Annotated in this window: 22 protein-coding genes and 1 riboswitch; of the genes, 11 read left to right on the plus strand and 11 right to left on the minus strand. The window is 50.2% G+C overall.

What is annotated here, in order from left to right:
- Window positions 1–31 precede the first annotated feature (31 nt).
- Window positions 32–553: a shikimate kinase gene (locus Q366_RS10275; RefSeq protein ID WP_245619927.1), complete on the plus strand. Its 522-nt coding sequence runs from the start codon at window positions 32–34 to the stop codon at window positions 551–553.
- Here Q366_RS10275 and Q366_RS10280 read toward each other — a convergent pair.
- The 6 genes from Q366_RS10280 to Q366_RS10305 all read right to left on the minus strand — a co-directional run bounded on the left by Q366_RS10280 (window position 547) and on the right by Q366_RS10305 (window position 8,317).
- The gene (locus tag Q366_RS10280) at window positions 547–1,878 is read right to left on the minus strand and encodes a YdgA family protein (RefSeq protein WP_035238676.1); all 1,332 of its coding nucleotides are present in this window, start codon (window positions 1,876–1,878) and stop codon (window positions 547–549) included. The two genes, Q366_RS10275 and Q366_RS10280, sit on opposite strands and share 7 nt — an antisense overlap.
- Window positions 1,875–4,016, minus strand: a complete 2,142-nt coding sequence (gene recD2, locus Q366_RS10285; RefSeq protein ID WP_035238677.1) for an SF1B family DNA helicase RecD2 — start codon at window positions 4,014–4,016, stop codon at window positions 1,875–1,877. The genes Q366_RS10280 and recD2 overlap by 4 nt, the downstream gene beginning before the upstream one ends.
- Entirely contained in the window at window positions 4,013–4,588 is a 576-nt protein-coding gene (gene gmhB, locus Q366_RS10290) for a D-glycero-beta-D-manno-heptose 1,7-bisphosphate 7-phosphatase (RefSeq protein ID WP_035238678.1), read from the minus strand. Before gmhB ends, recD2 begins: the two co-directional genes overlap by 4 nt.
- Before the next feature lie 22 nt (window positions 4,589–4,610).
- Window positions 4,611–5,408 carry a septal ring lytic transglycosylase RlpA family protein gene (locus tag Q366_RS10295; RefSeq protein WP_245619928.1) on the minus strand — a complete coding sequence of 266 codons (798 nt, stop codon included), beginning with the start codon at window positions 5,406–5,408 and terminating at the stop codon, window positions 4,611–4,613.
- A gap of 3 nt (window positions 5,409–5,411) precedes the next feature.
- On the minus strand, window positions 5,412–7,763 hold the full coding sequence (gene lon, locus Q366_RS10300) for an endopeptidase La (protein WP_035238679.1): 2,352 nt from the start codon (window positions 7,761–7,763) through the stop codon (window positions 5,412–5,414).
- A 101-nt stretch (window positions 7,764–7,864) separates the two neighbouring features.
- Window positions 7,865–8,317 (minus strand): Hsp20/alpha crystallin family protein, encoded by a 453-nt coding sequence (locus Q366_RS10305; RefSeq protein WP_035238680.1) that lies wholly within the window; start codon window positions 8,315–8,317, stop codon window positions 7,865–7,867.
- A gap of 170 nt (window positions 8,318–8,487) precedes the next feature.
- Here Q366_RS10305 and lnt point away from each other — a divergent pair, with 170 nt between their 5' ends.
- From lnt to Q366_RS10320, 3 genes are all read left to right on the plus strand, one after another.
- Entirely contained in the window at window positions 8,488–10,047 is a 1,560-nt protein-coding gene (gene lnt, locus Q366_RS10310) for an apolipoprotein N-acyltransferase (RefSeq protein ID WP_051957971.1), read from the plus strand.
- Window positions 10,047–11,151, plus strand: a protein-coding gene (gene prfB, locus Q366_RS10315; protein ID WP_211251883.1) for a peptide chain release factor 2 whose coding sequence is annotated in 2 segments (ribosomal slippage) — window positions 10,047–10,115 and window positions 10,117–11,151 — 1,104 coding nt in all. Because the reading frame shifts where the segments join, the coding sequence is not laid out codon by codon here. The genes lnt and prfB overlap by 1 nt, the downstream gene beginning before the upstream one ends.
- A gap of 2 nt (window positions 11,152–11,153) precedes the next feature.
- Complete coding sequence (locus Q366_RS10320; RefSeq protein ID WP_156968153.1) at window positions 11,154–11,708, plus strand: HD domain-containing protein; 555 nt, start codon at window positions 11,154–11,156, stop codon at window positions 11,706–11,708.
- Between the two features lie 20 nt (window positions 11,709–11,728).
- On the opposite strand, the gene Q366_RS10325 is transcribed toward Q366_RS10320, so the two are convergent.
- On the minus strand, window positions 11,729–12,769 hold the full coding sequence (locus Q366_RS10325; protein WP_035238682.1) for a hypothetical protein: 1,041 nt from the start codon (window positions 12,767–12,769) through the stop codon (window positions 11,729–11,731).
- Between the two features lie 384 nt (window positions 12,770–13,153).
- Between Q366_RS10325 and Q366_RS10330 the strand changes: the two genes are divergently transcribed.
- The 3 genes from Q366_RS10330 to Q366_RS10340 all read left to right on the plus strand — a co-directional run bounded on the left by Q366_RS10330 (window position 13,154) and on the right by Q366_RS10340 (window position 15,685).
- Entirely contained in the window at window positions 13,154–14,404 is a 1,251-nt protein-coding gene (locus Q366_RS10330; RefSeq protein WP_035238683.1) for a thiolase family protein, read from the plus strand.
- A 64-nt stretch (window positions 14,405–14,468) separates the two neighbouring features.
- Window positions 14,469–15,020, plus strand: coding sequence for a ribosome biogenesis factor YjgA (gene yjgA, locus Q366_RS10335; RefSeq protein ID WP_035238776.1), 552 nt, complete (start codon window positions 14,469–14,471; stop codon window positions 15,018–15,020).
- On the plus strand, window positions 15,017–15,685 hold the full coding sequence (locus tag Q366_RS10340; RefSeq protein ID WP_211251884.1) for a YczE/YyaS/YitT family protein: 669 nt from the start codon (window positions 15,017–15,019) through the stop codon (window positions 15,683–15,685). Before yjgA ends, Q366_RS10340 begins: the two co-directional genes overlap by 4 nt.
- Window positions 15,686–15,705: 20 nt before the next feature.
- On the opposite strand, the gene Q366_RS10345 is transcribed toward Q366_RS10340, so the two are convergent.
- Window positions 15,706–16,011: a hypothetical protein gene (locus Q366_RS10345; RefSeq protein WP_035238684.1), complete on the minus strand. Its 306-nt coding sequence runs from the start codon at window positions 16,009–16,011 to the stop codon at window positions 15,706–15,708.
- Window positions 16,012–16,192: 181 nt separating this feature from the next.
- Window positions 16,193–16,398: riboswitch (cobalamin riboswitch) on the plus strand.
- Between the two features lie 92 nt (window positions 16,399–16,490).
- Here Q366_RS10345 and cobT point away from each other — a divergent pair.
- Window positions 16,491–17,570, plus strand: a complete 1,080-nt coding sequence (gene cobT, locus Q366_RS10355) for a nicotinate-nucleotide--dimethylbenzimidazole phosphoribosyltransferase (protein ID WP_035238686.1) — start codon at window positions 16,491–16,493, stop codon at window positions 17,568–17,570.
- Here cobT and Q366_RS10360 read toward each other — a convergent pair.
- On the minus strand, window positions 17,546–18,022 hold the full coding sequence (locus Q366_RS10360; protein WP_035238687.1) for an IS1096 element passenger TnpR family protein: 477 nt from the start codon (window positions 18,020–18,022) through the stop codon (window positions 17,546–17,548). The genes cobT and Q366_RS10360 overlap by 25 nt on opposite strands.
- A gap of 265 nt (window positions 18,023–18,287) precedes the next feature.
- Here Q366_RS10360 and Q366_RS10365 point away from each other — a divergent pair, with 265 nt between their 5' ends.
- The gene (locus tag Q366_RS10365) at window positions 18,288–19,523 is read left to right on the plus strand and encodes a DEAD/DEAH box helicase (protein WP_035238688.1); all 1,236 of its coding nucleotides are present in this window, start codon (window positions 18,288–18,290) and stop codon (window positions 19,521–19,523) included.
- A 16-nt stretch (window positions 19,524–19,539) separates the two neighbouring features.
- On the opposite strand, the gene Q366_RS10370 is transcribed toward Q366_RS10365, so the two are convergent.
- Window positions 19,540–20,208, minus strand: coding sequence for a response regulator transcription factor (locus Q366_RS10370; RefSeq protein ID WP_035238689.1), 669 nt, complete (start codon window positions 20,206–20,208; stop codon window positions 19,540–19,542).
- Between the two features lie 451 nt (window positions 20,209–20,659).
- Between Q366_RS10370 and Q366_RS10375 the strand changes: the two genes are divergently transcribed.
- Both Q366_RS10375 and Q366_RS10380 read left to right on the plus strand, forming a co-directional pair.
- Window positions 20,660–21,643, plus strand: a complete 984-nt coding sequence (locus tag Q366_RS10375; RefSeq protein ID WP_035238690.1) for a zinc dependent phospholipase C family protein — start codon at window positions 20,660–20,662, stop codon at window positions 21,641–21,643.
- Window positions 21,644–21,661: 18 nt separating this feature from the next.
- Window positions 21,662–22,954: an MFS transporter gene (locus tag Q366_RS10380; protein ID WP_035238691.1), complete on the plus strand. Its 1,293-nt coding sequence runs from the start codon at window positions 21,662–21,664 to the stop codon at window positions 22,952–22,954.
- On the opposite strand, the gene Q366_RS10385 is transcribed toward Q366_RS10380, so the two are convergent.
- Window positions 22,948–24,423, minus strand: coding sequence for an aldehyde dehydrogenase family protein (locus tag Q366_RS10385; protein ID WP_035238778.1), 1,476 nt, complete (start codon window positions 24,421–24,423; stop codon window positions 22,948–22,950). The two genes, Q366_RS10380 and Q366_RS10385, sit on opposite strands and share 7 nt — an antisense overlap.
- Window positions 24,424–24,477: the final 54 nt, after the last annotated feature.

Raw genomic sequence — 24,477 nt, forward strand, 5'->3', positions numbered from 1 at the left:
GTCAAAAAGATTATTGGACATTGGACAGAACATGGAAAAAATGATGCCCCAAAACCTGAGCGTTGCGTTAATAGGTATGCCGGCTGTTGGAAAAAGTACCGTAGGGGTGCTTCTGGCAAAACAGCTGGGATATGACTTTCTGGATACGGACATTCTGATCCAGACAAAGGAAAACATGACCCTTGCCCAGATCATTGGAAAAAAGGGGGTTCAGGGCTTTCTGGACATTGAGGCCGGCCACCTGCTGGGCCTTGGCGGTAAACGCCGGGTCATTTCCACCGGAGGTTCAGTCATCTACCGGGAACAGGCCATGCGTCACCTGAAAAAAATTGCCACGGTCATCTACCTGCATGCCGACCTGTCCACCCTTCTAACCCGGCTGTCCGATCTTGAAGCCAGGGGAGTTGCCATTGATCCGAACAGCAACATTGATGCGCTTTACAAAGAAAGAACGCCTTTGTACGATAAATTCTGCGACATCAAAATAGCATGTGGTCAAAAACTGCCGGGTCAGGTGGCTGCAGATATTGCCGTGGCATTAAGAGACTACTGATTCAGTACCACCGGGTTCCCGTTGAGAAACAGTTTCTCTTCCTTGATGTGCATATCAAGGGACAAAAGATCGTCTTTAATAACGAAAAGTCCGGTGGCCATTCCCGGGAACAGCGGTTCAGTCAGATTAGGGATTCCGCCTGCAAGGGCATAGGGCAGACTGAGTTGGGCATCCAGATCAAAAAAAGCAAACATCATGTCCGGCTGCATGGCAAAAATAAAAAAATTAGAGGGGGCCAGGTCCTTTTTCAGACTGATGTCCAGTCCCCCGGTTACCGTTCCCTCGGGCAGGTCTATATCAAGGCCGGAGATTTCCATGCCCAGCCCTTTTTTAAGCAACCCATCAAGCGCGGACATGAGCTGTGGCGTGTTCCGGGCCATTTCATCCTTTAATATTCTCTGGAAATCACCGGGATTTCCGCCTGTTTTTTCAAGGCGTTGGCCGGCCTGGGTCATCATATCCGAATACAGGAGTATGCCCTGTTCAAAGGCTGCCGTATCCATCTGTTTCAACTTAAGGGTGGCAGCCCAGTCAGACAAAGGCTTGCCGCCCAGTGCAATGCGGTCCACATGAAAATCCATGGCCATGGTCACTGTTTTTTTATCCTCGGACGCACTTGTATCAAAGTTCAAGGTAAGGCCTGAGAGATCTACAGGATTTGATTTCCCGTCATTTATGTTCAGCTGTTCCAGTGAAAATGTATTTTTCCCGGCCCATATCATGTCCGTAAGCTGGTACAGATCAGATGTAAAATCGACCGGACCCATCACAAATTCACTGCCCTGGGACAATCCTTCCCACCGGCCTTTTGCATCCAGTGTCTCAAATCCCCTTCCCGTGGAAACGTCAAGATCCAGGGTATGAACATCAATCTGTTTCCCCTTATCTTCAGTGGAAAAGGCGTCCAGATGTATTGTGGAATCCATGGTGCCTGCAAGGGAAAACCGGGTCTGGATGGACAACGGATCTTTGCCGTTCAAACGGGTGTTCACCCACTGCATGTACCAGGGATTTTCTTCACAACTTGTTTGTGAAGTCACACTGAAAAACCCGTGGGTTCCCTGGGTTACCAGTACCAGCTGTGCGGTATCGCTTCCGGGGAAACCACCGGGATTCTCAATGCACCACTTGACACGGGAAGAAAACAGTCCCCGGTCATAGTCGACAATTTTTATCCTAGGACTTGTCCGGGCTTTGACCGCTTTGTTATTGTTCTCCTCAACAGCTGATTTAATCGTACGTTCCATGATGATGCCGTTGGCAATGGGCAGGCCGGCGCCACAAACAACAGCCAGGCCGATTAAAACGATTAACAATTTTTTCATAAGTTTTCCTTTAGACGGTTTTTCAGTCCGGACCGCCGCAACGCGGTCCTGTTATTGTCAAATGCCGTTTTAAAGGCCCGGGTGGATCCCACAATAATGACAAGAAACCTTCCCCGGGTCATGGCCGTATAGAGCAGATTTCTCTGAAGAAGCGGGAAATGGGCTGTGGTCAGGGCAATGATAACCGCATCATATTCCGAACCTTGGGATTTATGAACGGAGATCGCATAGGCCAGGGTCAGCTCGTCCAGTTCCGGCAGATCATAGGGCACGATCCGGCCCTCGTAATCCACGAGTACCTGGCCCATGGAATCATCCGCCTCGATCACCCGCCCGATATCTCCGTTAAACACCTCTTTTTCATAATTGTTTTTCAGGTGCATGACCTTATCACCGGTCTTAAAGGTGTGGCCATGGGACTTAATGCCGCCTGGTTTGTCATTTAAAACCGCCTGAAGCCGCTGGTTCAGGCTGATGGTGCCGGCCTCGCCCCTGTGCATAGGGGTAAGCACCTGGGTTTCCCGGATCTGGGGAAAGGCCTTTGGAATTCTCAGGGCGCACAATTCGCAGATGGTGTCTGCCACACGTGCCGGTGTGCTGGTTTCAATAAAATAAAACTGGGAGTACTGGTCCGCAGGTCCTGATTTTATGTCCGGCATCTGCCCGTTTCGGATACTGTGGGCATGCATGACAATGGGACTTTTCCGGGCCTGGCGGAAAATCCGGGTCAAGGGAAACACGGCCACCTGTGCCGAATCAATAATATCGGACAACACATTCCCCGGTCCCACAGAGGGCAGCTGAAAGGTGTCCCCCACCAGAATCAGTCCGGCCCCGGCCGGCAGGGCCTCGGCCAGGCGGTACATGAGCAGGGTGTCCACCATGGAAGCCTCATCCACCACCAGAAGATCCAGATCCAGAGGATTGGTGAAATCATGTTCAAAGGACTCAGTGTCCTGGTTAAAGCCCAGAAGTTTGTGAAGGGTTTTGGCCCCTTGCCCGGTCACCTCGGCCAGACGCCGGGCTGCCCGCCCTGTGGGTGCGGCAAGCATGACCTTCAGGCGAAGCGTTTTAAACACAACGCACAATGCCTTTATAAGGGTCGTCTTCCCTGTACCGGGACCGCCGGTGATAATGGAAATTTTCTGGCCCATAATCCGGACCACCACATCCAGCTGCTCTTCGGACAACTGAACAGCCATGGCCGAGAGCACCTGGGTCCGGATTAAATCTTCATCAACGCGAAAATCAGGGTTGGGCATGGATAACAGCGCCTTGATCCGCCGGGAAATGCCGTGTTCCGCCTTATGTAAAAACGCAAGATACACCCTGCCCTTTTCAAGCACCACCTCGTTATCTTGTTCCAGATTTCCAAGGGCATCGGAAAACAGTTCTGCAGACACGTCAGCCCTTTGGGCACAGGCCCGGATCAGGTCTTCTTTTTCTTCAAACACATGGCCGTTCTGCTCCAGGTCCAGCAGACGGCAGATCAGACAGGCTTTCAGCCTTTTTTCAGCCTCTTTTTCTGTACCCAGCTCCCTTGCCAGTTCATCCACGGCGGCAAAACCAATGCCGGGAATGTCCCGGGCAATGCGAAAAGGATCCTGGGTCAACACTTCCAGGGCGTGGTTTCCATACGTTTTAAGGATGGCTGCGGCCTTGGCCGAATCAATGCGGGTGCCCTGGAGCATCTCCATGACCCGCCGCACGGAATGGTGGGCATTCCAGGCCGTTTCAATCATTTTCTGCTTGATCTTGCCGATCCCGTAAACATCAAGAAGCTGATCCGGATCATTCTCAATGATCTCCAAGGTCTGTTCCCCAAAGGTATCCACAATTTTGTCGGCCAGGTCCTGGTTAATGCCGGGAATGATGCCTGAGCTCAGGTATTTTCGAATCCCCGCCAGGGTGGAGGGCAGGGTCACCTCAAAGGAGGCGGCCTTAAACTGCTCCCCGTATTTAGGGTGACTGATCCATGTGCCTTTAAGTTTAAGTTGCTCCCCCTGGGCCACCCCGGGCAGATGCCCCACCACGGTGATGGCATCGGCCACCTTGGGAACTGCCACACGGCACACCGTGTAATGATTTTCCGAATTTTGGAATGTAATCCGGGACAGGGTTCCGCTGATAGTAATCATGACACCATGTCATCGGGTGAAAAATTAGCGGTTATCCAACAGGCAGCCTCGTAAAGATCCCTGGCAAGAAAATCCGGTGCAAGGCTTTTTTTTTTCAAAGCGGCCAGGGCCTTTTCCCAGTTGCCGGTCTTAACCAGAAGGGTTGCGGCGCACCCGGCATTTTTGCCGCACTCAATATCTTTGGCAGAATCCCCTACCATGATGGCTTTATTCAAATCAATGCCATGGCGGTCCACGGCCTGAAGAATCATTCCGGGCTTAGGCTTTCGACAGCCGCACCCCTGGTCCGGGACATGGGGGCAGAAAAATATATCCTTGATCCGGCCACCGGCCTGTTCCACCCCATGGGTCATTTTTTTAAAAATGGCATCAAGGGTTCGGCCGGAGATCATGCCGCGGCCCACAGCCGATTGATTGGTAATCAGAATCACCTGAAAACCTTTGACGTTCAAAAGGGCAATGGCGTCCGGGCTTTTGGGGATAAAATGGAATTCGGCCGGTTGTTTGATATAAGCGTCGGAATCATGGTTGATCACCCCGTCCCGGTCCAGAAAAACAGTATATCCCGTCATTGTCTCCCGGCTTTTCCCGCCCTTAGTCTTCGGCCACGGCAAAGGCATACCCAAAGCCTTCCCCGGCCATCAGCCTTTCGCTGAACATCACGGCATCATTGAGGTTGTTGAATTTACCGATCCTCACCCGGTAAAACCGTCCCCGGTCATCCTCATAGGGAACAATATGGGCATTAAGATAGTCCCTGGACAACTTGATCCGGTATTGATCCGCATTGGTCCTCACCTTGAACGCCCCCACCTGCACCGTAAAATTACCTTTCCAGTAATCCACGGGGGTAAAGTTCACAGGGGTATGGTCTTTCTTGGAATAGGCTGTGGCCTTTCCAAGGGCTGTCACCTTTACCCGGGCTGTGCCGGGTTCCACGATGCCCATGCGCTGGGCCGCGTTATAGGACAAATCAATGATCCTGCCGGCCACAAAGGGCCCCCGGTCATTGATGCGCACCGTGATCTGCCGGCCGTTCTCCAGGTTCTCAACACTGACCCATGTGTTCATGGGAAGGGTTTTGTGGGCTGCGGTCATGGCGTACATGTTGTAAATTTCACCGTTGGATGTTTTCCGGCCGTGGAACTTTCTGCCATACCAGGATGCCCGTCCCTTTTCCACATACCCGTTGGCCGAGGCCATGGGATAATAGTGTTTTCCTGCAATGCGATAGGGGCGCTGGGTGGCTTCGGTTCCGCTGTACGGCTTATCCGCAGATCTTCTGTCGCCGGAATTATAGGTTCCGGCACCGCATCCGGCAACGGCAACCGCAAGGCAGAAAAGAAGAGCCGGCATTAATGTTCGGATCAGATAATTCATATAAGGTGCCATTTTTTATTCCAGGGCCATATTAAGGACTTCTTCCATTTTATCGGTAAAAAAGAAAGTCATGGTGGATTTAATATGTCCAGGAATATCTTCCATATCTTTTCCATTCCAAAGCGGCAGGATCAAAGACCGGATACCGGCCCTGTGAGCCGCAATCACCTTATCCTTGATGCCTCCCACAGGCAGAACCTCACCCCTGAGGGTGATCTCTCCGGTCATGGCCAGACGGGATTTCACTTTCCTTTTGATGATCAGGGAGGCAAGGGCCGCAAGCATGGTCACCCCGGCAGAGGGGCCGTCCTTGGGAATGGAGCCTTCGGGCACATGAATGTGGATATCATGGGTATCAAAAAAGGTGTCATCTACAGCCAGCCGGTCGGCATTGGACCGGATAAAACTTAACGCAGTTGACGCGGATTCCTTCATGACATCCCCAAGCTGTCCGGTGAGCGTCAGCCCCTTTCCCCCTTTCATGGCCACAGCCTCCACAAAAAGCACCTCACCGCCCACAGGGGTCCAGGCAAGGCCGATTGCCACGCCCGGCGCGTTGATTCGGGTGGCCAAATCCGGCATGTTTTGAATGGGGCCCAGGTATTCGGAGATTTCTTTCCGGCCAATGGTCAGATTTTCCACCTGGTCTTCGGCGATTTTAGCGGCAACCCCCCGGCATACGGCCCCGATCTGACGTTCCAGGTTGCGTAAACCTGATTCCCTGGTATATCCGGAAATAATCTGTTTGACCGCGCCTGGGGTTATTTTGATCTGGCCGGAATTGATGCCGTTGGCCTCCCGCTGTTTAGGGATGATATACCGGGTGGCGATTTTTAGCTTTTCTTCTTCGGTATACCCGGTAAGCTCAAGCACCTCCATTCTGTCCCGCAGGGGGGGAGGGATGGTGTGCAGCACATTGGCCGTGGTCAGAAACATGACATCGGACAAATCAAAGGGCACATCCAGGTAGTGGTCAACAAAATTGCTGTTCTGTTCCGGATCAAGGACTTCAAGCAGGGCCGATGAGGGATCTCCGTGGTAGGAGGAGCTGACCTTATCAATCTCATCCAGCATGAATACGGGATTTTTTTTACCGGCAGATCTTAACTGCTGGATAATCCGGCCCGGCATGGCCCCCACATAGGTCCGCCGGTGCCCCCGGATTTCTGCTTCATCCCGGACTCCGCCCAGGGCAATGCGGACAAATTCCCGGCCCAGGGCCCTGGCAATGGATTTTCCCAGGGAGGTTTTCCCGGTGCCGGGAGGTCCTGCAAAGCACAGAATCGGGCCTTTTGAGTCTTTTTTGAGTTTACGCACGGCCAGGAACTCCAATATCCGCTTTTTGGGTTTTTCAAGGCCGTAATGGTCCTGGTCCAGAATCTTTCTGGCCTCGGCAATATTCAGCCGGTCTTCGGCATATTCGTTCCAGGGCAAAGAGGTCAGCCAGTCAAGATAGGTGGATGACACCACATATTCGGAGGATGAGGGGGGCATCCTTGCAAGACGTTCCAGCTCGCGCGTGGCTTCTTTTGCGGCCTGTTCCGGCATGGGATTGTCCCTGACCAGTGTTCGGTATTCCCGGATCTCCACTGCTTCCAGATCAGTTTCCCCAAGCTCTTCTTTAATTGCTTTGAGCTGCCGGCGCAGGTAATATTCACGCTGGCGCTTATCCATGTCCTCCCGGACCTGATTTTGAATTTTGGAACCCATTTCAAGAATATCAAGCTGGTCATTGACCAGGCGGGTGACCTTTTTCAGGCGGCGATTCACATCAGTCAGCTCAAGGACCTTCTGCTTTTCATTAACAGGGGCATTAATGGTGGAGGCCACCATGTCCGCAAGGGCGCTGGGCTCCTGCAACGTCTTGACCATCTGCCCCATTTCCACAGGCAGCCCCGGCGAAAGCTTCACGATTTTTTCGTACTGCTCAACAATGTTGGTCATCAGGGCCCGGTTTTCTTTGTTCCTGTCATCGTTACGGCTTTTGAGTACTGAAATTCTGGCATGCATATAATCCCGGTTTTTCAGGTACTCCACCACCTTGAACCGGTTCAGGCCCTGGATCAGCAGCTGGGCTTTTTCATCTTCCATCTTGGACATTTTAAGAATTACGGAGACAGTACCAATGCGGCACAGGTCATCGGCAGTGTGCCTGGAATCAATGTCCGAACGTTTTGACAGCAGAAGGCCGAGCATACGGTTTCCGGACATGGCATCGTCAATCAGATCAATGGCCTCTTTCCGGATCAAAACCAGGGGCAGCACCATTTTGGGAAACAGATTGGTATCCACTATGGGAAGAATGGGCAGTTCGTCAGGTATGTCGTCAGTAGTGATGGGGACGGAGGGATGGTTTAATTCATCCATTCGTTTTCCTTTTTTATATACAATCGCCTAATCCGTTGGCTTTTTTCATCTCTTTCGGGTTGCATACCCGGGCATCAATAAACCCGGTCATCCCATGGTTGTTATAAAAAATCAATGGGCATTTTCTGTTCCGGCGCATAATTCTTCTTGAGCTGTTTCCCTAATTTCAGCTCAAGAAACCCATTGGAATATGAAGCAGACACGTTTTCCATGTCAATGACACTGGGCAGATAAAGAACCCGCTCAAACCGGCCGAACTGAATTTCAGCAAGCCTGTAGGTGGCGGTGGGATCCGGCTGGCTGCTTTTACGCACCCCGGAAATCTTTACGGCCTTGTCCGAGAGTTCAACAACCATATTCTCCTGACGAACGCCTGCCATTTCCGCCTGGATAATAATTTTATCCCGGGTTTCAAAAATATCCATCTGGGGTCTCCAGACCCGTTTTGAAAAACAGAACATGGGATTAACGGATTGAAACATCTCTTCAAAAGACTTCTCTTCTGTGGCTGGTGCTTCAATATGATTCCCAAATCGAATCTCTATCTGTTCCATAAAATGCTCCTGATAATGGGAACGGAACCACCCTGAATGCTGTTAACCTGTACCTTAATCAATTTTGTCAGGTTACCATCTGGCAGAAATGTTGTAAAGCGCTATAAAAATTGACGAACCCTTGGGTTATCTGATAAATATACCGAAATCTTTAATTGAGGCCACCCAAAATGCAATTCAAACCCATATACGGCACGTTACTCCCCCTTGTTCCTGCATTGACCAGCGGCCTATTGCTCTTTTCGGCATTTCCGGGGCCAGGCCTTTATCCGGCAGCCTTTTTCGCCCTGGTCCCGTTATGGCTTTCCCTTGACCGGATCAGTTCAAAGCAGGCATTTTATGCAGGCATTGGCACAGGGACAGGCTTTTATCTCCCCCTTATCTACTGGATCTGTCCCACCCTGACCGAATACGGCGGCCTGAATCCTTTGGCAGCGCTGTCCTGCCTGTTGCTTCTGGTCCTGTACCTGTCTCTTTATACAGGCGTTTTTGCCCTGGCCATGAAAAAGATACCTGTCCCTGACGGCCTTGTCCCGTTCTGGGGGGCAGTGGCCTGGGTCGCCCTGGAATATATCAGGACATATTTGTTTTCCGGCTTTCCCTGGGGCGTGCTGGGTTACAGCCAGTATCCCAACCTTGTTTTGATTCAGGCGGCAGACACCTTCGGGGTCCTGGGGATCACCTTTCTGCTGGTGCTTGCCAACGGCAGTTTGGTCATTGCCTTTAAGGCGTTTGCCCGAAGGGCATGGCCTGGAAAAACAAATATGGCAGGCCTAGGCCTGGTCATGGCTGTGCTTTGCGCAGTTTTTATTTACGGCCACTTTAAACTGGCCCAGGTCCATGGGCAGATCAAAGGGGCGCCTTCCCGGAAAATTTGCGTGATCCAGGCCAACATCCCCCAGGATCAAAAATGGGATAGAGCGTTTATTGATGAAACCATAGACCAGTATTCACGGTTATCCCTCCAGGCGATCCCCTGTGATCTTGTGGTGTGGCCGGAAACCGCCCTGCCCTTTTATTACGGCATGGACCCTGTGCCCTCGAACCGGGTGGATGCCCTGGTGAGAAAGGCCGGCACCTTTTTTCTCATCGGCATCCCTGCAGCCCGGCCTTCGGACCATGGGTTCCTGTACTACAACCGGGCCTGCATGCTCACCCCCCTGGCCCTGCCAGCGGGCTATTATGATAAACATCATCTGGTACCCTTTGGGGAGTATGTACCTCTCAAGCGCCTGCTCTGGTTTGCGGAAAAACTGACAGCCGGTGCAGGTGATTTTTCAAAGGGAGAAACCGGGCCGGTGCCGTTAACATTCGGTACAGGAACAACCGGGGTCTTAATCTGCTTTGAGATTATTTTTCCCCATATTGCCAGAGACTTTGTTCTCAACGGGGCAGATATTTTAACCACCATGACCAATGATGCCTGGTTCGGCCGGACCCAGGCAGCGCTCCAGCACTTTTCCATAGCTGTATTCAGAGCTGTTGAAAACCGGCGCAGCGTGGTCCGGGCGGCAAACACAGGTATCTCCGGATTCATTGATCCTTCCGGCGCCATTCTTGAGAAAACAGATATTTTCACCGCCTGCGCCCTTACCCGGCAGGTTCCGGTCATGTCCGGCAAAACGTTTTATACCCGTAACGGGGATTTTGCCGCCCAAGCCTGCCTTGTTGCATTTTTTCTGGTTTGTGTGGTAAAATCCATGAAAAAAAAATTTAGGAGAACCTTATAATGAGTGTAGAATTCAAACAGATTATCTCTTCCATCACTGCTAAAGCCAACCGGCTTAAGGAGTATCTTTGACCTCCCTGTAAAGGAAAAACGGCTTCGGGAACTTGAGCTTCTTGTTTCCAGAGAAGATTTCTGGAATGATGCGGACAAAGCCACCGAAATGTTAAAGGAACGCACCACCATCGCCGGCCTTATTGACACCTGCAATGCCATATTTTCAGAAATTGAGGATGTGGAGGTATTGCTGGAGCTGGCAAGGGAGGAGTCGGACAAGGAGAACGAGCAGGAGGCCATTCAGATGCTGGCCGATCTGGAGAAAAAAGTAAAACGCTTCTCTTTGGAGGTCACCCTTGACGGGGAGGACGATGCCCGGGACGCCATTGTCTCCATCAATGCCGGTGCCGGGGGGACAGATTCCCAGGACTGGGCGGAAATGCTGTTCAGGATGTATACCCGGTGGATCGATAAAAAAGGATACAAGTGCCAGGTCATTGACTACCAGGAGGGGGACGAAGCAGGTATCAAGGGGGTAACCCTTCATGTCACCGGCCAGAACTGCTACGGATTCATGAAAGCCGAATCCGGGGTACACCGCCTGGTTCGGATTTCTCCTTTTAACGCCGGGGGAAAGCGCCAGACCTCTTTTGCGGCGGTCTTTGTCTATCCTGAAATCAAGGATGACATCAATATCGACATTGATGAAAAGGATCTGCGCATTGATGTGTACCGGGCCAGCGGGGCAGGCGGACAGCACGTCAACAAAACCAGTTCAGCCGTGCGCATCACCCATTTTCCCACGGGCGTAGTGGTCCAGTGCCAGCAGGAATCCTCCCAGCACCGGAACAGGGAAATTGCCATGAAAGTGCTTCAATCCCGGCTCTATCAACTGGAAAAACAGAAGCAGGAGCAAAAAAGGCAGAGCCTGCATGACGGCAAGGATGATAATGCCTGGGGCAGCCAGATCCGCTCCTATGTGCTGCATCCCTACAGAATGGTGAAAGACCATCGTATCAACCTTGAAATCGGGGATGTGGACCGGGTGCTGGACGGAGATATCGACCCGTTTATCGAAGGGGTGCTGCTGTCCGGCACCGCGGATGGGTAGACATGAAGATAGACCCAGTGGAAATCATCAGGCAGTTTTATGATCCTGACTCAACACTTTTTGCCATTCTGGTGGAACACAGCACAAAGGTGGCCGCAAAAAGCCTGGAAATCGCAAAGGGCGTTGCCCACCTGAACCCGGACATGGACTTTATAGAAAAAGCCGCCATGCTCCATGACATCGGTATTTTTAAAACCCGTTCTCCGAAAATCGGCTGTGCAGGTAAATACCCCTATGTATGTCATGGATATCTTGGGCGTGAACTTTTAGACGGGCTGGGCCTGCCCCGGGCATTCGGCCTTGTGTCCGAACGTCATACCGGGGCCGGCATCACCCTTGAGAATATTATTGAAGCGAATCTGCCCCTGCCCCACAGGGATATGGTGCCTGTAATCCTGGAAGAAAAAATCATCTGCTGTGCAGACAAATTCTACTCAAAAAGCCCCAAGGAAGCAGATAAAGTCATGACCCGGAAAAAGATTGAAAAAAGACTTGCCAATCTTAATCCGGGCCATGCAAAGCGGTTTTCCGCCTGGGCGGATGAATTTAATCTGTAACCTGTTTTAGAAGTTGATCCTTAGAAATTGATCTGCCACTTCATACCGTAGTAAAATTCATCTCCTTGATCTGTGCCATCAGCTTTGTCCAAGTAATCAAGCATACCAATTTCCGGAACAATCGTCACCCCTTTGGCCAGAGTAATGGTGGCCTGCAGATAGTACGCCATTGCATCATCCTCATGAGATCCGTTGGTGTCCAGTTCAGCAGACACATAACCGATGCCGGCTTCAAGGGCCAGGGTATCGTTCGCTTTAAACCCAACCACGCCCATGAGGCCATACGCATCATTATCTTCAAGTTCGCCGGCGACGACGTTCAGGAAGGGGTCTGCATCAGCTTTAATATCCACGCCATAGGGGCCTACATTCTGACCAAACCAGCCGCCCGCGCCAATGTAGGCCGGACCCAAATTTACTTTACCGCCAATGGCCAGTATGTATGTATCCACATCAAGGTCCTCGCCACCGACAGTCGTCACTTCATAGGTCTGGTATCCGGCAGCAGCCATGATGGTAAAACTGTCCATGGACAGTTCGTACTTGGCTTCCAGCTTGGGCATAATGACCTGGGTCTCAACTGCGCCCAGATCGTCGATTTTTGGCGAAATAGCTGCAATCTGGAAATCCCCGAAAGTTAACCGGATCATGGGCCGGCGGCTGGCATCTAAATTGCCGTAGTGCTCCAGACTCTCATCATCGCCATACACCTGATTACTCAAACCGAAGTGAAGCAGGCTGGTTGTCTGACCGACCAAGAGTTTTCCAGTGCCGAAATCCCATTCGCCGTACAGGTGGCGGATATTTGCCGTGCCGCCTGCTCCGTCGGCTCCGTACTCAAATCGGCCAACCAGTTCATCACTGACCTTGACTTTGGCTCCGATGCGTGAATTGCCCTGAAGAGATTCACTGTAGTTTACTTCCGAATCAGTTCCATCATCCACATCAGCCCAGAATGTCTGAACCCTGGCACTTCCATAAAAATTCCACTCCGCTGCCATGGCGTTTGAGCCAAGGGCAATTCCCGCCGCTAAAACCACCATTGAAATAAGACGTTTCATTTTTTTCCCTTTCTAAAAAATTAAATTTTCCGGCCATGCAGCCGGAGCCCGTTTTTCAGACCGTTTACATTCTAACGCCTGATGAATCCATTAACAAATCCAAAGGCATGATGCTTTTATAAAAACGGTCTGACTGATGGGCTATTCTTGACAGGCAGGGTTAGAATATTATTTCATGATTATTTGTTTCATATTAGTTTTTAACAGCCCGCACCGCGGCCCCAGGGTGCATGCCGAAATACAATCTATTTGTCCAGAGCCGCACACCGCGTCAACCTGACGTTAAAAAAAAATCATTCTCATTAATGGTCTGTTCCATGGTAATTTCCTTTAAAAAAATTCATAATAGGAGAACAATCATTTAATCGAAAAAAGGATGTTTGTATGAAAGATGTTGTCATTGTATCTGCATGCCGCACTGCCATAGGCGCCTTTGGCGGCACATTAAAAGACCTGAACGGCGCCTGTCTTGCCAGCATTACCATGAAAGAGGCCATCAAACGGGCAGGGATTGATCCTGCCATCATTGATGATGTGCGCTACGGCACCTGTCTGGAGCATCACGACACCCTGAACACCGCCCGGGTGGGTGCGCTTATGGCAGGTATTCCGGACACAGTGCCTGCGGCCACCATCAACCGGGTGTGCATTTCCGGCATGGAAGCGGTACTGTCCGGTATGGCCATGATCCAGGCCGGCATGGCCCATGTGATCCTGGCAGGGGGTACCGAGCACATGTCCGGTGTTCCATATACCGTGCCCAAAGCCCGCTGGGGATGCCGCCTTCAGGATGCCAATTTTGTGGATGCCCTGATCCATGCCCTGCACTGCGGCTCCTATACCCTGCCCTTTGATGAAACCTCACCTGTGGACACCACCCAGGCCCCTGCCTCATATTTCCTGGGCAAGCCCTATATCATGGGTCACACGGCTGAATTCACGGCCCAGCTTCTGGATATCAGCAGAGAGGAGATGGACGAGGTTGCGCTTCGTTCTCACAACAATGCGGAACGGGCCACAAACGACGGCAGCTTTGCCGATGAAATCGTTCCTGTTGAAGTACCCCGGCGCAAAAAAGACCCCATCATCTTTGACGAGGACGAACATTTCAGGCCTGGTATGACCCTGGAAAAACTTGCGGCCCTGCCCCCGGCCTTTATTCCGAAAACCGGCAAGGTCACTGCCGGAAACGCCTCGGGTATCAATGACGGATCCACCGGCATGGTGATCATGTCCGCAGAAAAGGCCAAAGAATTAGGTCTGACCCCCATTGCAAAAATCAAAGCCACGGGCATGGGTGCCTGCCATCCTTCGGTCATGGGGCTCTCTCCGGTACCGGCGGTCAAAGACCTGATGGCCAAGTCCGGTATTACCATTGATGATTTTGACCTGATTGAGGTAAACGAAGCCTTTGCCGCCCAGTACCTGGGATGCGAAAAAGAGCTGAACCTTAACCGGGAGATCACCAATATCAACGGTTCCGGCATTGGTTTAGGCCACCCCATAGGCGCCACCGGGGCCCGGGTTATGACCACATTGATGTATGCCATGAAAAACAAAAGGAAAAACTTAGGCCTTGCCACGCTTTGCGGCGGCGGCGGCGTATCAATGGCCTGCGCAATTGAGATGCTTTAATGATGAAAACAAAATACCAGCCACTGAACCTGCAACCCTTTTTACGGATAAAAAAAACAGACAAATGACTTTCCCCTCCGACAACACCCCTGGCAACACCCCTGATGAGCCACTGCCCCTGAGCAAAACAAAGAAAAAAAAAATGGCCGAAAACCTTCAGAAGCTTGGAGAGGATTTAAGCCTGCTTTCCGTCAGCCAGCTTGAACTGTTAGCGCTTGATCCGGATCTGTTCAAAGCCCTGGTCCAGGCAAAATCCATCACCGCCAATGTGGCGGCCAGGCGCCACAGACAGTACATCGGCACCCTGATGAGGCAGATGGACCCGGAACCGATACTGGCCGCACTCGAACAGTTAAAAGCAGCTCCCACCGGTCTTTACCGCCCCAAACCCGAAATTGATCCACAAACAGACAAAGCCAGCCAGGCGCTTTTAGACAGGCTGCTGGCCTGGGATGATGACACCATGGAAACAATCCTGTCAGCCGCGCCTGACATGGACCGCCAGCAGTTAAGACAGCTGATCAGAAATGCCAACAAAGATATATCCAGACAGGAAAAAAACTCAAAATTTTTAAAGGCATTAAAAAAAATAATCATTCAGTTTAATAAATTATGAAGCAAAACATATTTAAACAGGGTCTGGTGTTCATTTTCGGCTTGTTTATCATGGCCGGCGGCGTTGTTTTATCCGTGAAAGCAGATCTTGGTATTTCGCCCATTTCCTGTGTGCCCTATATCTACAGCTTAAGGTTTCCCCTTACCCTGGGCCAGGCCACCATCATTCTCAATCTGCTGTTCATTTTTATTCAGATGCTCCTGCTTCGCAAGAAATACAGGCTGTTTCAGCTGGTTCAGTTCCCTGTGGTTTTTCTGTTTGGTTTTTTCATTGATCTGATCATGAAACATGCCCCCTGGATGACACCCGGCAACTATTTTGAACAGGCGTTTCTATGCCTTTTAAGCTGTGTTGTCCTTGGTATTGGCATTTTTTTCGAAGTCAAGGCAGGGCTCACCTATCTGCCCGGGGAAGGCCTGGTCATGGCTTTGGCACAGACCTTTGGCGTGGAGTTCGGGAAAACCAAAATCGGTACAGATGCCTCTCTGGTCGCCATCGGCATTGTAAGCGCCCTGTTTTTCCTGGGCGCACTGGAGGGTATCAGGGAAGGCACGGTGCTGGCTGCTGTGCTGGTCGGCTATATTGTCAGATTCCTGCACACGAGATTCTTCTTATTTGAGCAGTGGTTTAAGGGCCGTGGGAAAAAAATAAATCATCCGCTTTGACCACGATTCTTTGACCACGGCTACCCGATAAATTTTATATCAATTTCTTCTGTGTTTTCTTTTTGTTTCATCTCGAACTTTCCGCTGTCGGTCATGGTAAATCCCCTCTGGGATGCGGCATCCGTTAATTGTGACACAAGTTTTCCGGCAGTCTCAGGTTCACAATCAATATTGAAAAACAGCTTTAGATTTTTTAGATTTTCATCATCAAACTGGATTATAAAAGGGTTGTGTTCAATAAAAACCAGATCATCATATGTATATGTAACATCAAGTCCGGTCTCCTGAATAATTTCTGTTGCTATACCAAGTGGTCTTAATTCCATAATGTGTTGACCCTTTATGACTAATTTTTCCTATTCTTTTTTAACAATATAATTTCATCACGCATTTGAACTGACCGTTCAATGGCTGGCATGATAGCATAACCCTGATGATCCTGATAGCACAACCGGGCTGATCTATATCAAAAGTTACTGAAAATTAGCACGAAAAATTATTGACCTTGGTATCAAACAGGTTTACGGTGCCCTTCAACATAGTATTGTCAAATCTTTGGCAAACGGAACACGGTGCAAATCCGTGACGGTCCCGCCGCTGTAATGGGGAGCAGATACCCTGTCGTGCCACTGGAAAATTTTTCCGGGAAGGCCCGGGGAGAAAAGAGCCACGACCCCCTGAGTCAGAAGACGTGCTTTAAGATTTTTGTCATGCAGGACGCGATGGTAAAGGGTTTTGCAGGAAAATGTTCCTGCATGCCTAAAAAGCCATGAATTGCTGCAGGACAAATTGACGAGGTAAAACAATGTCCCTGCTTGAACAGGCCATTTCGGCCATCAACCCCGAACTGAACCAAAAAGCATTTGCAAAGGCCAAACAGCGCCTTCAAAACCAGGCAAAACCCTCTGGCAGCCTGGGAATCATGGAAGAGGTCGGAGCCCGTCTGGCCGCCATCAAAGGAACCATTGACGTCCATTTAACCAACAAACACATCATCACCTGCGCCGGAGACCACGGTGTGGTCGAGGAAGGGGTCAGCGCCTATCCCCCGGAAGTCACCCCCCAGATGGTGCTTAATTTTGCCGGGGGCGGCGCATCTGTCAACGTCATCGGCAAACATGCCGGGGCCCGGGTGAAAGCTGCGGATATCGGAGTAAATTTTGATTTTCACCCCGGGCTTCCCATTTTTCATAAAAAAGTGAGGCACGGCACTGCCAATTTTACAAAGGGGCCTGCCATGACCCGGGAAGAGGCGGTCAGATCCATTGAAGCGGGCATTGAAATTGTCAATGAACTGCACGCACAGACGCCTGTGGATCTTCTGGGCACAGGGGATATGGGCATTGGAAATACCACGCCCTCTGTTGCTATTATCGCGGCATTTTCCGGCCTGCCCGTGGAGCGCCTGACCGGCCGGGGATCAGGGATCGACGATAAAGGCCTTGCCAAAAAAATTGCTGTGATCCAAAAGGGACTGGATATCAACAAGCCTGATCCCAAGGATCCCCTTGATGTGCTGGCCAAGGTCGGCGGACTTGAAATCGGCGGACTGGCAGGACTGGTGATCGGTGCTGCCGCCAAAGGCATTCCGGTGATCTGCGACGGCCTGATCTCCACGGCAGGCGCCCTGATCGCCTGTGAACTGGCCCCGGCAGCAAAAAATTACCTGTTTGCCTCCCACAAGTCTGTGGAAATCGGTCATAAATACATGCATAATCGCCTGGACCTGGAGCCTTTGATCGACTTGAGATTCCGTCTTGGGGAAGGTACCGGTGCTGCCGTGTGCATGGAGCTTCTGGATCTTGCCACACGTATTCTTGCAGATATTAAGACCTTTGAGGAAGTCGGCGTTTCCCAATGTCATTCGTCATCCCAATCCTCATAATCCGGGTACTGTTCCGGGTTTTCCCCCTTTGCCTTGATGACCCGGGGATAAACAACCCCGGGTTGTGCCTCTTTATCCTTGTGCCTGGTTTTATTGATCTGAAACACCCAGTTGTCGCCAAAATCGAACAGATAAAACAGCTTCAGACCGGGTAGCATTGGCCAGGCGCTGGATATGGGAACCCGCTGGTATGTATTGACCGGATGAAAATCTTCCCAGTCCGGGGCCCCGCCCACCACCTGGGCTACATGCCGTGGGTGCCGGCCTACATAAAACTCAAACAAATGGTCATTATCAAAATCCACGGCCTTTTGAATGGCTTCGTGCAGGTCCAGAAACGATGCCCGCCAGTCAATTTCGATCACCCGGACCCATTCCGGTTCCGCGCCCTGGAGTTTGATTCGCAGTGTCCATATTTTCTTTGGCTGTTTGAGGTATACAATGTTGTTCATTTTTTATACGGCCCCTTTTCTTTTAGGCTTAAACGGGTACCTCTTATACATTCAACCCGGTGTAAAGGCCAGAGTAAAAGAACCTTTTTGCCTTCAATCATTGACATTGCAACCTGGATACCTTTATTTAACCTTGGGACAGGGATACAATAAATAATTTGTTAACAGATTGTATTTTTTTCACACGCCATTATATTAACGGCTCTTCACTGGCACGGCATTGTTTTCGTGTCGGTAGCAACAAAGCAAATTAGGGTAAAACCACATGAAATTTGACACCTATGCAATACATAGCACCCTGAAAAAAAATCTGGAAGTCCAGGGGTTTATCAGGCCCACAGATATTCAGTACAAAGCGATTCCCTCAATATTAAACGGTGAAGACGTCCTGGCCATTGCACAGACCGGAACCGGAAAAACCGTTGCATTTGCAGTACCTGTTATAAATACCGTCCTGAACCTGAGAAAAACGAACAAAAAACCAGGCATCCAAAGTATTATAATGGTTCCCACCAGGGAGTTGGCTGTTCAGATACAGGACGTCTTTATGGGGCTGTGCCACAAAACAAAGGTTAAACCCTTTGCCGTTTTCGGCGGGGTGGAACAGGATAAACAGATTCAAGCACTCATAAACGGGGTTGATATTCTGATTGCCACGCCAGGCCGCATGTTTGACCTGATCAGCCAGAAAGCCATTGATATCAGCCAGGTTAAAATTTTAATCCTTGATGAAGCGGATCAAATGCTGGCCAAAGGTTTTTTTGATGATATCCAGTGCATCAAACGCCTTTTGAAACAACGGCACCAGACCCTGTTTTTTTCAGCAACAATAGACAAAAATATTAAGAAGCTTGCCTATTCACAGGTTAAATCCTCTGCTGTACGCATCCAGATATCACCTGATGATCCGGTATCAAAAAATGTATCCCACTATGTAATTTTCGTGGAAATGGACGATAAACGCTTTTTTTTGCGCAAATTCATCCGGGAAAATCCGGAAAGCAAAATCCTGGTTTTTGTCAGGACCACCGTACGGGCCGAACGGGTGGCCAAGGCCCTGGAAAGAGCAGACATAAACGCGTTGACCATTTATGGTAAAAAAGACCAGGACCAGCGGCTGGCAGTTTTGACCCGGTTTAAACAGGGTGATGACAAGATACTTATTGCCACGGATGTGTCAGCCCGGGGCATTGATATCCCCAATGTTGACTATGTGATCAATTATGATCTTCCCGAGCAAAAGGAAATTTATGTCCACAGGGTCGGCAGAACCGGTCGCGGGCGATCCAAGGGTAAGGCCATATCCTTTTGCAGCAGCCAGGAAAAAGATCTGTTAACGCAAATTCAGGATTTTCTAGGCAAACCAGTAGAAAAAATAGCGGTTTCCAAGGACGAATACGCCTTTACGGTTGACGTCACAGATTCGTCAAAAGATATCAGAGAAATGATCCTGGCAAACGAAGAATGGGAAAAGAAAAAAGGCCGGCGGAAAAAAAAGTAACCATGGGGAGGCGGATCTACTCCACAATACCAATCTGACCTGTTTTTTCAAAATGCACGGCGCAGCGGACCAGTTCGCTTGCATGTTTAATATTAAGCTTTTTTTTAATGCGCTCCCTGTAGGTTCCAATGGTTTTGATACTTAAAAACAGGCGTTCGGCAATTTCCCGGCTTGAAAATCCCCTGCCGATCAGCTTGAAAACCTGAAGTTCCCGGTCGGTTAAACGGTCGAATGGGCTTTTTTCCTGTGCCTTGGGCGGATTGGACATGGACAAAAGAATATGTTCTTTGACTTTTTCATTGAGATAAATTTTTCCGGCAAGCAGAAGATGGATGGCCTTGACAACGGACTCCACGGCCTCCTGTTTCATGATGTAGCCATGGGCTCCGGCAGATAAGGCCCTGGGCGCATAAAGGTATTCATCATGCATGGAAAGCACCAGCACAGGAATATGACTGTGGTGCTGTTTCACATATTTAATCAGATCAAGGCCGTCAGACTGTTTTAAGGAAAGATCCACAATGATCAGGTCCGGGGTTATAAAATTGATTTCATCAATGGCCGGATCAACATCGCTGGCACTGCCATATGCGGCTAAGTCGCTTTCCTGATTAATCAACTCCGCCAGACCCAGTCTGAAAATGGGATGATCTTCCACCAGCAGGATTTTCTTTTTTTCGGACATATACCATCCGTATTGACTGTAACTGTGAGATCGTTGGGTGTTCTATATCACCAACCAGGCCTGAACACCAGGGTTTTCAGGCCCGGGAAGGTCGGTGCCCCCTTAAAAAACCGGAAACGTTCCACGCGTTCATATCAAACTTTTACAAACGCTTTTATAAGAAACTAGCGACAAAATACAGGAAACAAGAGGGCGAAGCGCCTAGGTGCCCATTTTAGTCCTGCATTGTCGGTGTTTTTAGCTTCATTGTTCGTTGTGGGCTTGCGACCCATGGGGGGGGGATACCGGATAAATTTATAATTTTTAAATTTTGTAAACGAACTTATTTACGGCCTCGCATCTGCCCGATCTATCTGATATGTAGAATCAAGTGGCAAGAAACTTGACACAAACGACAAAAAACTTGACACAAGAGTGGTCTGGCGGTCTCAATTTTTAATTAAGGGGAAATATGCCAAAAGAAATTACACATTTTGCCCTGGCTGAACATGTGGGCCGTGTTCTGCCCAAAGCTTCAAAATTTTTCCAGCCGGTTCAAACATTTCCCTTTGTATTTCTCATTGGGGCGGTGTGTCCGGATTCGCCGTTCTATTACCTGGCAGGCCCGCAAAAAAAACAGGTACAGGCTTTGGCCGGCCCGTTTCACCGGCCAGACAAACAAGCCCTTGTGCCGGTGCTGAAATTTTTGGCCCATCACCGTACTCCCGCAGCCCTGGCACTTGCCGCCGGCACTGTGTGCCACCTCATGTCAGACACAGCTTTTCATCCATTGGTTTACTATTATGCCGGTATGAACGGAATTCACGCCGGGGCCACAGCCCGGCACAGGTATTTTGAAACTGCCATGGATGTTCATTTTCAATATCTGTTTCCCGGGAAAACCCGTCTGTATAAAATTATCAGACAGGCAAAAATTTCAAACCCCAAATTTTATCAGCTTATGTCCACCCTGTTTTTTCCCCAATGTCCCGAACCCTCCTTTTTGAAACACGCCCTGCAATGGCACTCAACGGTTCATGCACTGTTTGGCGCCTCTGTCATACGCAGGGGGGCGATAAAGATGGCCAACACCTCACATCCTGTACCAGATTCTTCCGCAGGATTGATTTATCCTTTCAGCAAACCCTGCTTTTTGCCGTTTTTTTCAGGTCGGCTTAAATACCGGCATCCCTGTTCCGGGGCTTTTTATTCCACAGATCTTTTGACCTTGATCCGGGAGACGGCGAATGCCACACTTGCGGCCCTTGATACCATTGACCGGGCAATGGAAACATGTAAAGAAAACGAAAAAAGCAGCCAACTTGAATCACGGGTCCTGGCGGACACGAAACTGCCGGACATCAGCCCGGACCTGCCGGTGAATACCTTTGACACATGGTATGGGCAGCAGAATATCAAACCTCTGTTATACCAGGGTGTTACAATATCATTTTAACCACAGGGAAATAACCATATGCGCAGTCCTCGGACAGACAGAAAACAGATACTGGGGTGGGTGATGTACGATTTTGCCAACTCTGCCTACACCACGTTGATTGTAACCTTTATTTATGCCATTTATTTTGTTTCAGCCATTGCGCCGGATAAAATCTACGGTACAGCGCTGTGGTCCAGGGGCGTCACGCTGACGGCACTTCTGACGGCTTTTTTATCTCCTGTGCTTGGGGCACTGGCTGACCATGGCAATGCGCAAAAAACGTTTTTGTTTATTTCCACAGTGATAGGTGCGGCAGGCTCAGCGATGCTTTGGTTTGTCAAGCCGGGCCAGGTCTATCAGGCGTTGATCTGGTTTGTCCTGTCCAACCTGGCCTTTGAAATCGGTATGGTGTTTTACAACGCATTTTTACCGGATATTTCCAGTGAAAAAAACATTGGGCGAATTTCTGGCATCGGCTGGGGTGTGGGGTATATGGGCGGGCTTTTAGCCATGTTTGTCGCCATGGCCGGTTTTATCAATCCGGAAATTCCCTGGTTCGGCCTGGCCCGGGAATCCGGGGCCAACATCAGAGCCACCTGCATCCTGGTGGCGCTGTGGTACGGACTTTTTTCCATTCCTCTGTTTATTCTTGTGAAATCCAAACCCTGCAACCAAATAAAAAATAACGGCAAGGCCGCCATTGTCCGGGCAGCCTTTACCGATCTTAAAGACACGTTTAAAGATATCCGGTCTTACCGGGAAATCGTCAAACTGCTCATTGCAAGAATGATTTACAACGATGGTCTTGTAACCATTTTTGCCTTTGGAGGAATTTATGCAGCCGGTACCTTTGGTTTCTCCTTTAAAGAAATCATGATTTTCGGCATCGTGCTCAACGTGGCCGCGGGCACAGGCGCCTTAATCATGGGTATATTTGACGATAAGCTGGGGGGCAAAACCACCATCCAGATATCCAATATCATTTTAACCCTGGCCGTGGTGCTGGCGGTTTGTGCGCCCGGCAAGGCCATGTTCTGGACCGCAGGCGTACTTGTGGGATTTTTTGCAGGTCCCAATCAGAGCGCCAGCCGTTCCCTGCTCGGCCGCTTTGTTCCCCGGGAAAAAGAGAATCAATTCTTTGGGTTTTTCGCCTTTTCAGGCAAATTAACGGCGTTTTTCGGGCCGTTGTTCCTGGGAATTCTAACCCAGATATTCAATTCCCAGCGTGCCGGGGTTGCTGTTCTGGCCGTATTCTTCGTTATTGGATCTTTAATTTTATCCAAGGTGGACGAAGAGGCAGGGACGGCTGCTGCAAAAAAATATCAATAAAGCCCAAAGGGGCTTTCATCCATGCTGATATAAATATTCTTGCTCTGGCTGTAATGGGCCAGCATCATTTTGTGGGTCTCCCGGCCGATGCCGGACTTTTTGTACCCGCCAAAGGGTGTATGGGCCGGCAGCTGGTTGTACGTGTTGACCCACATACGGCCCGTTCTGACAGCGCGCGCCACCCGCAATGCCCGGTTGATATCCTTTGTCCACACCGCACCGCCCAGGCCATAGATATTATCATTGGCCATGTCAATGACTTCCTGTTCGTCCTTGAACTTGATCACACAGACCACAGGACCAAAAATTTCCTCCTGGGCAACGGTCATGCTGTTGTCCACATCAGCCAGGATGGTAGGTTTCAGAAAACATCCTTTGGCAAGCTCTCCCTGGTTGATCTTTTCACCGCCGGTCACCACGGTGGCGCCCTCTTTTTTACCGGCTGCCACACAATCCAGAATTTTTTCAGCCTGTCTCAGGTTAATCTGGGCACCCATCATGGTGTCCTCTTCCCAGGGCAGTCCCACTTTGACGGATTCAAACCGCGCCTTAATCTCAGCCAGGAACTTGTCATAAATATCCTCGTGGACAAACACCCTGGACCCGGCACAGCAGACCTGTCCCTGATTGAAAAGAATACCAAGGAGCACACCTTCCACAGCCTTGTCCCAGGGGCAGTCCGGGAAATAGATATTGGCGGATTTTCCGCCAAGTTCCAGGGTGGCGGGAATCAGCTTTTTGGCTGCGGCATCTGCAATCTGGTATCCCACTTCAGTGGACCCGGTAAAGGCCAGTTTTGCAAATCCTTCATGGTTAAGCATGGCATTTCCGGTGGATGAACCGCCACCGGTGACCACGTTTACAACACCAGGCGGCAGGACCGTATCCAGAATCTTGGCAAATTCCAGCAGGCTTAAGCTGGTGTCTGAAGACGGTTTCATGACCACGGTGTTGCCTGCAGCAAGCGCCGGAGCAATTTTCCATGCCGCCATGAGAAAGGGAAAGTTCCATGGAATAATCTGACCGATAACACCAATGGGTTCGCTCAGTACGATACTCATGGTCTTGTCGTCAATCATGGTGCAGGTTCCCTCTTCGGTGCGTACGGCGCCGGCAAAATAACGGAAATGATCCGAGGCCAGGGGCACATCAATGTTCCGGGTCTCCCGGATGGGTTTGCCGTTATCAAGGGTTTCCACCATGGCCAGGTGCTCTGCCTTTTCATCAATAAGGTCTGCGATTTTCAACAGCAGCCCGGCCCGTTCCTGGGGCGATACCTGGCTCCAGGTTTTAAAGGCTTTCCGGGCCGCCTTAACGGCCAGATCGACATCTTCCGCCCCCGCATTGGCGCAGGTGGAAAGAAACTCTCCATTGGCAGGACAGGTGACTGTAAAGGTTTTTCCTTCTTTGGCATCGACCCACTTGCCGTCAATATACAAATTGTAACGTTGATCAACTGGTTTTTCCATGGTCCTTCCTTTCGCTTTAAAATAGTATCCGAATGGATGCGGTCTTTTCCCGAA

The organism is Desulfobacter vibrioformis DSM 8776 (genome assembly GCF_000745975.1).
Taxonomy (GTDB): domain Bacteria; phylum Desulfobacterota; class Desulfobacteria; order Desulfobacterales; family Desulfobacteraceae; genus Desulfobacter; species Desulfobacter vibrioformis.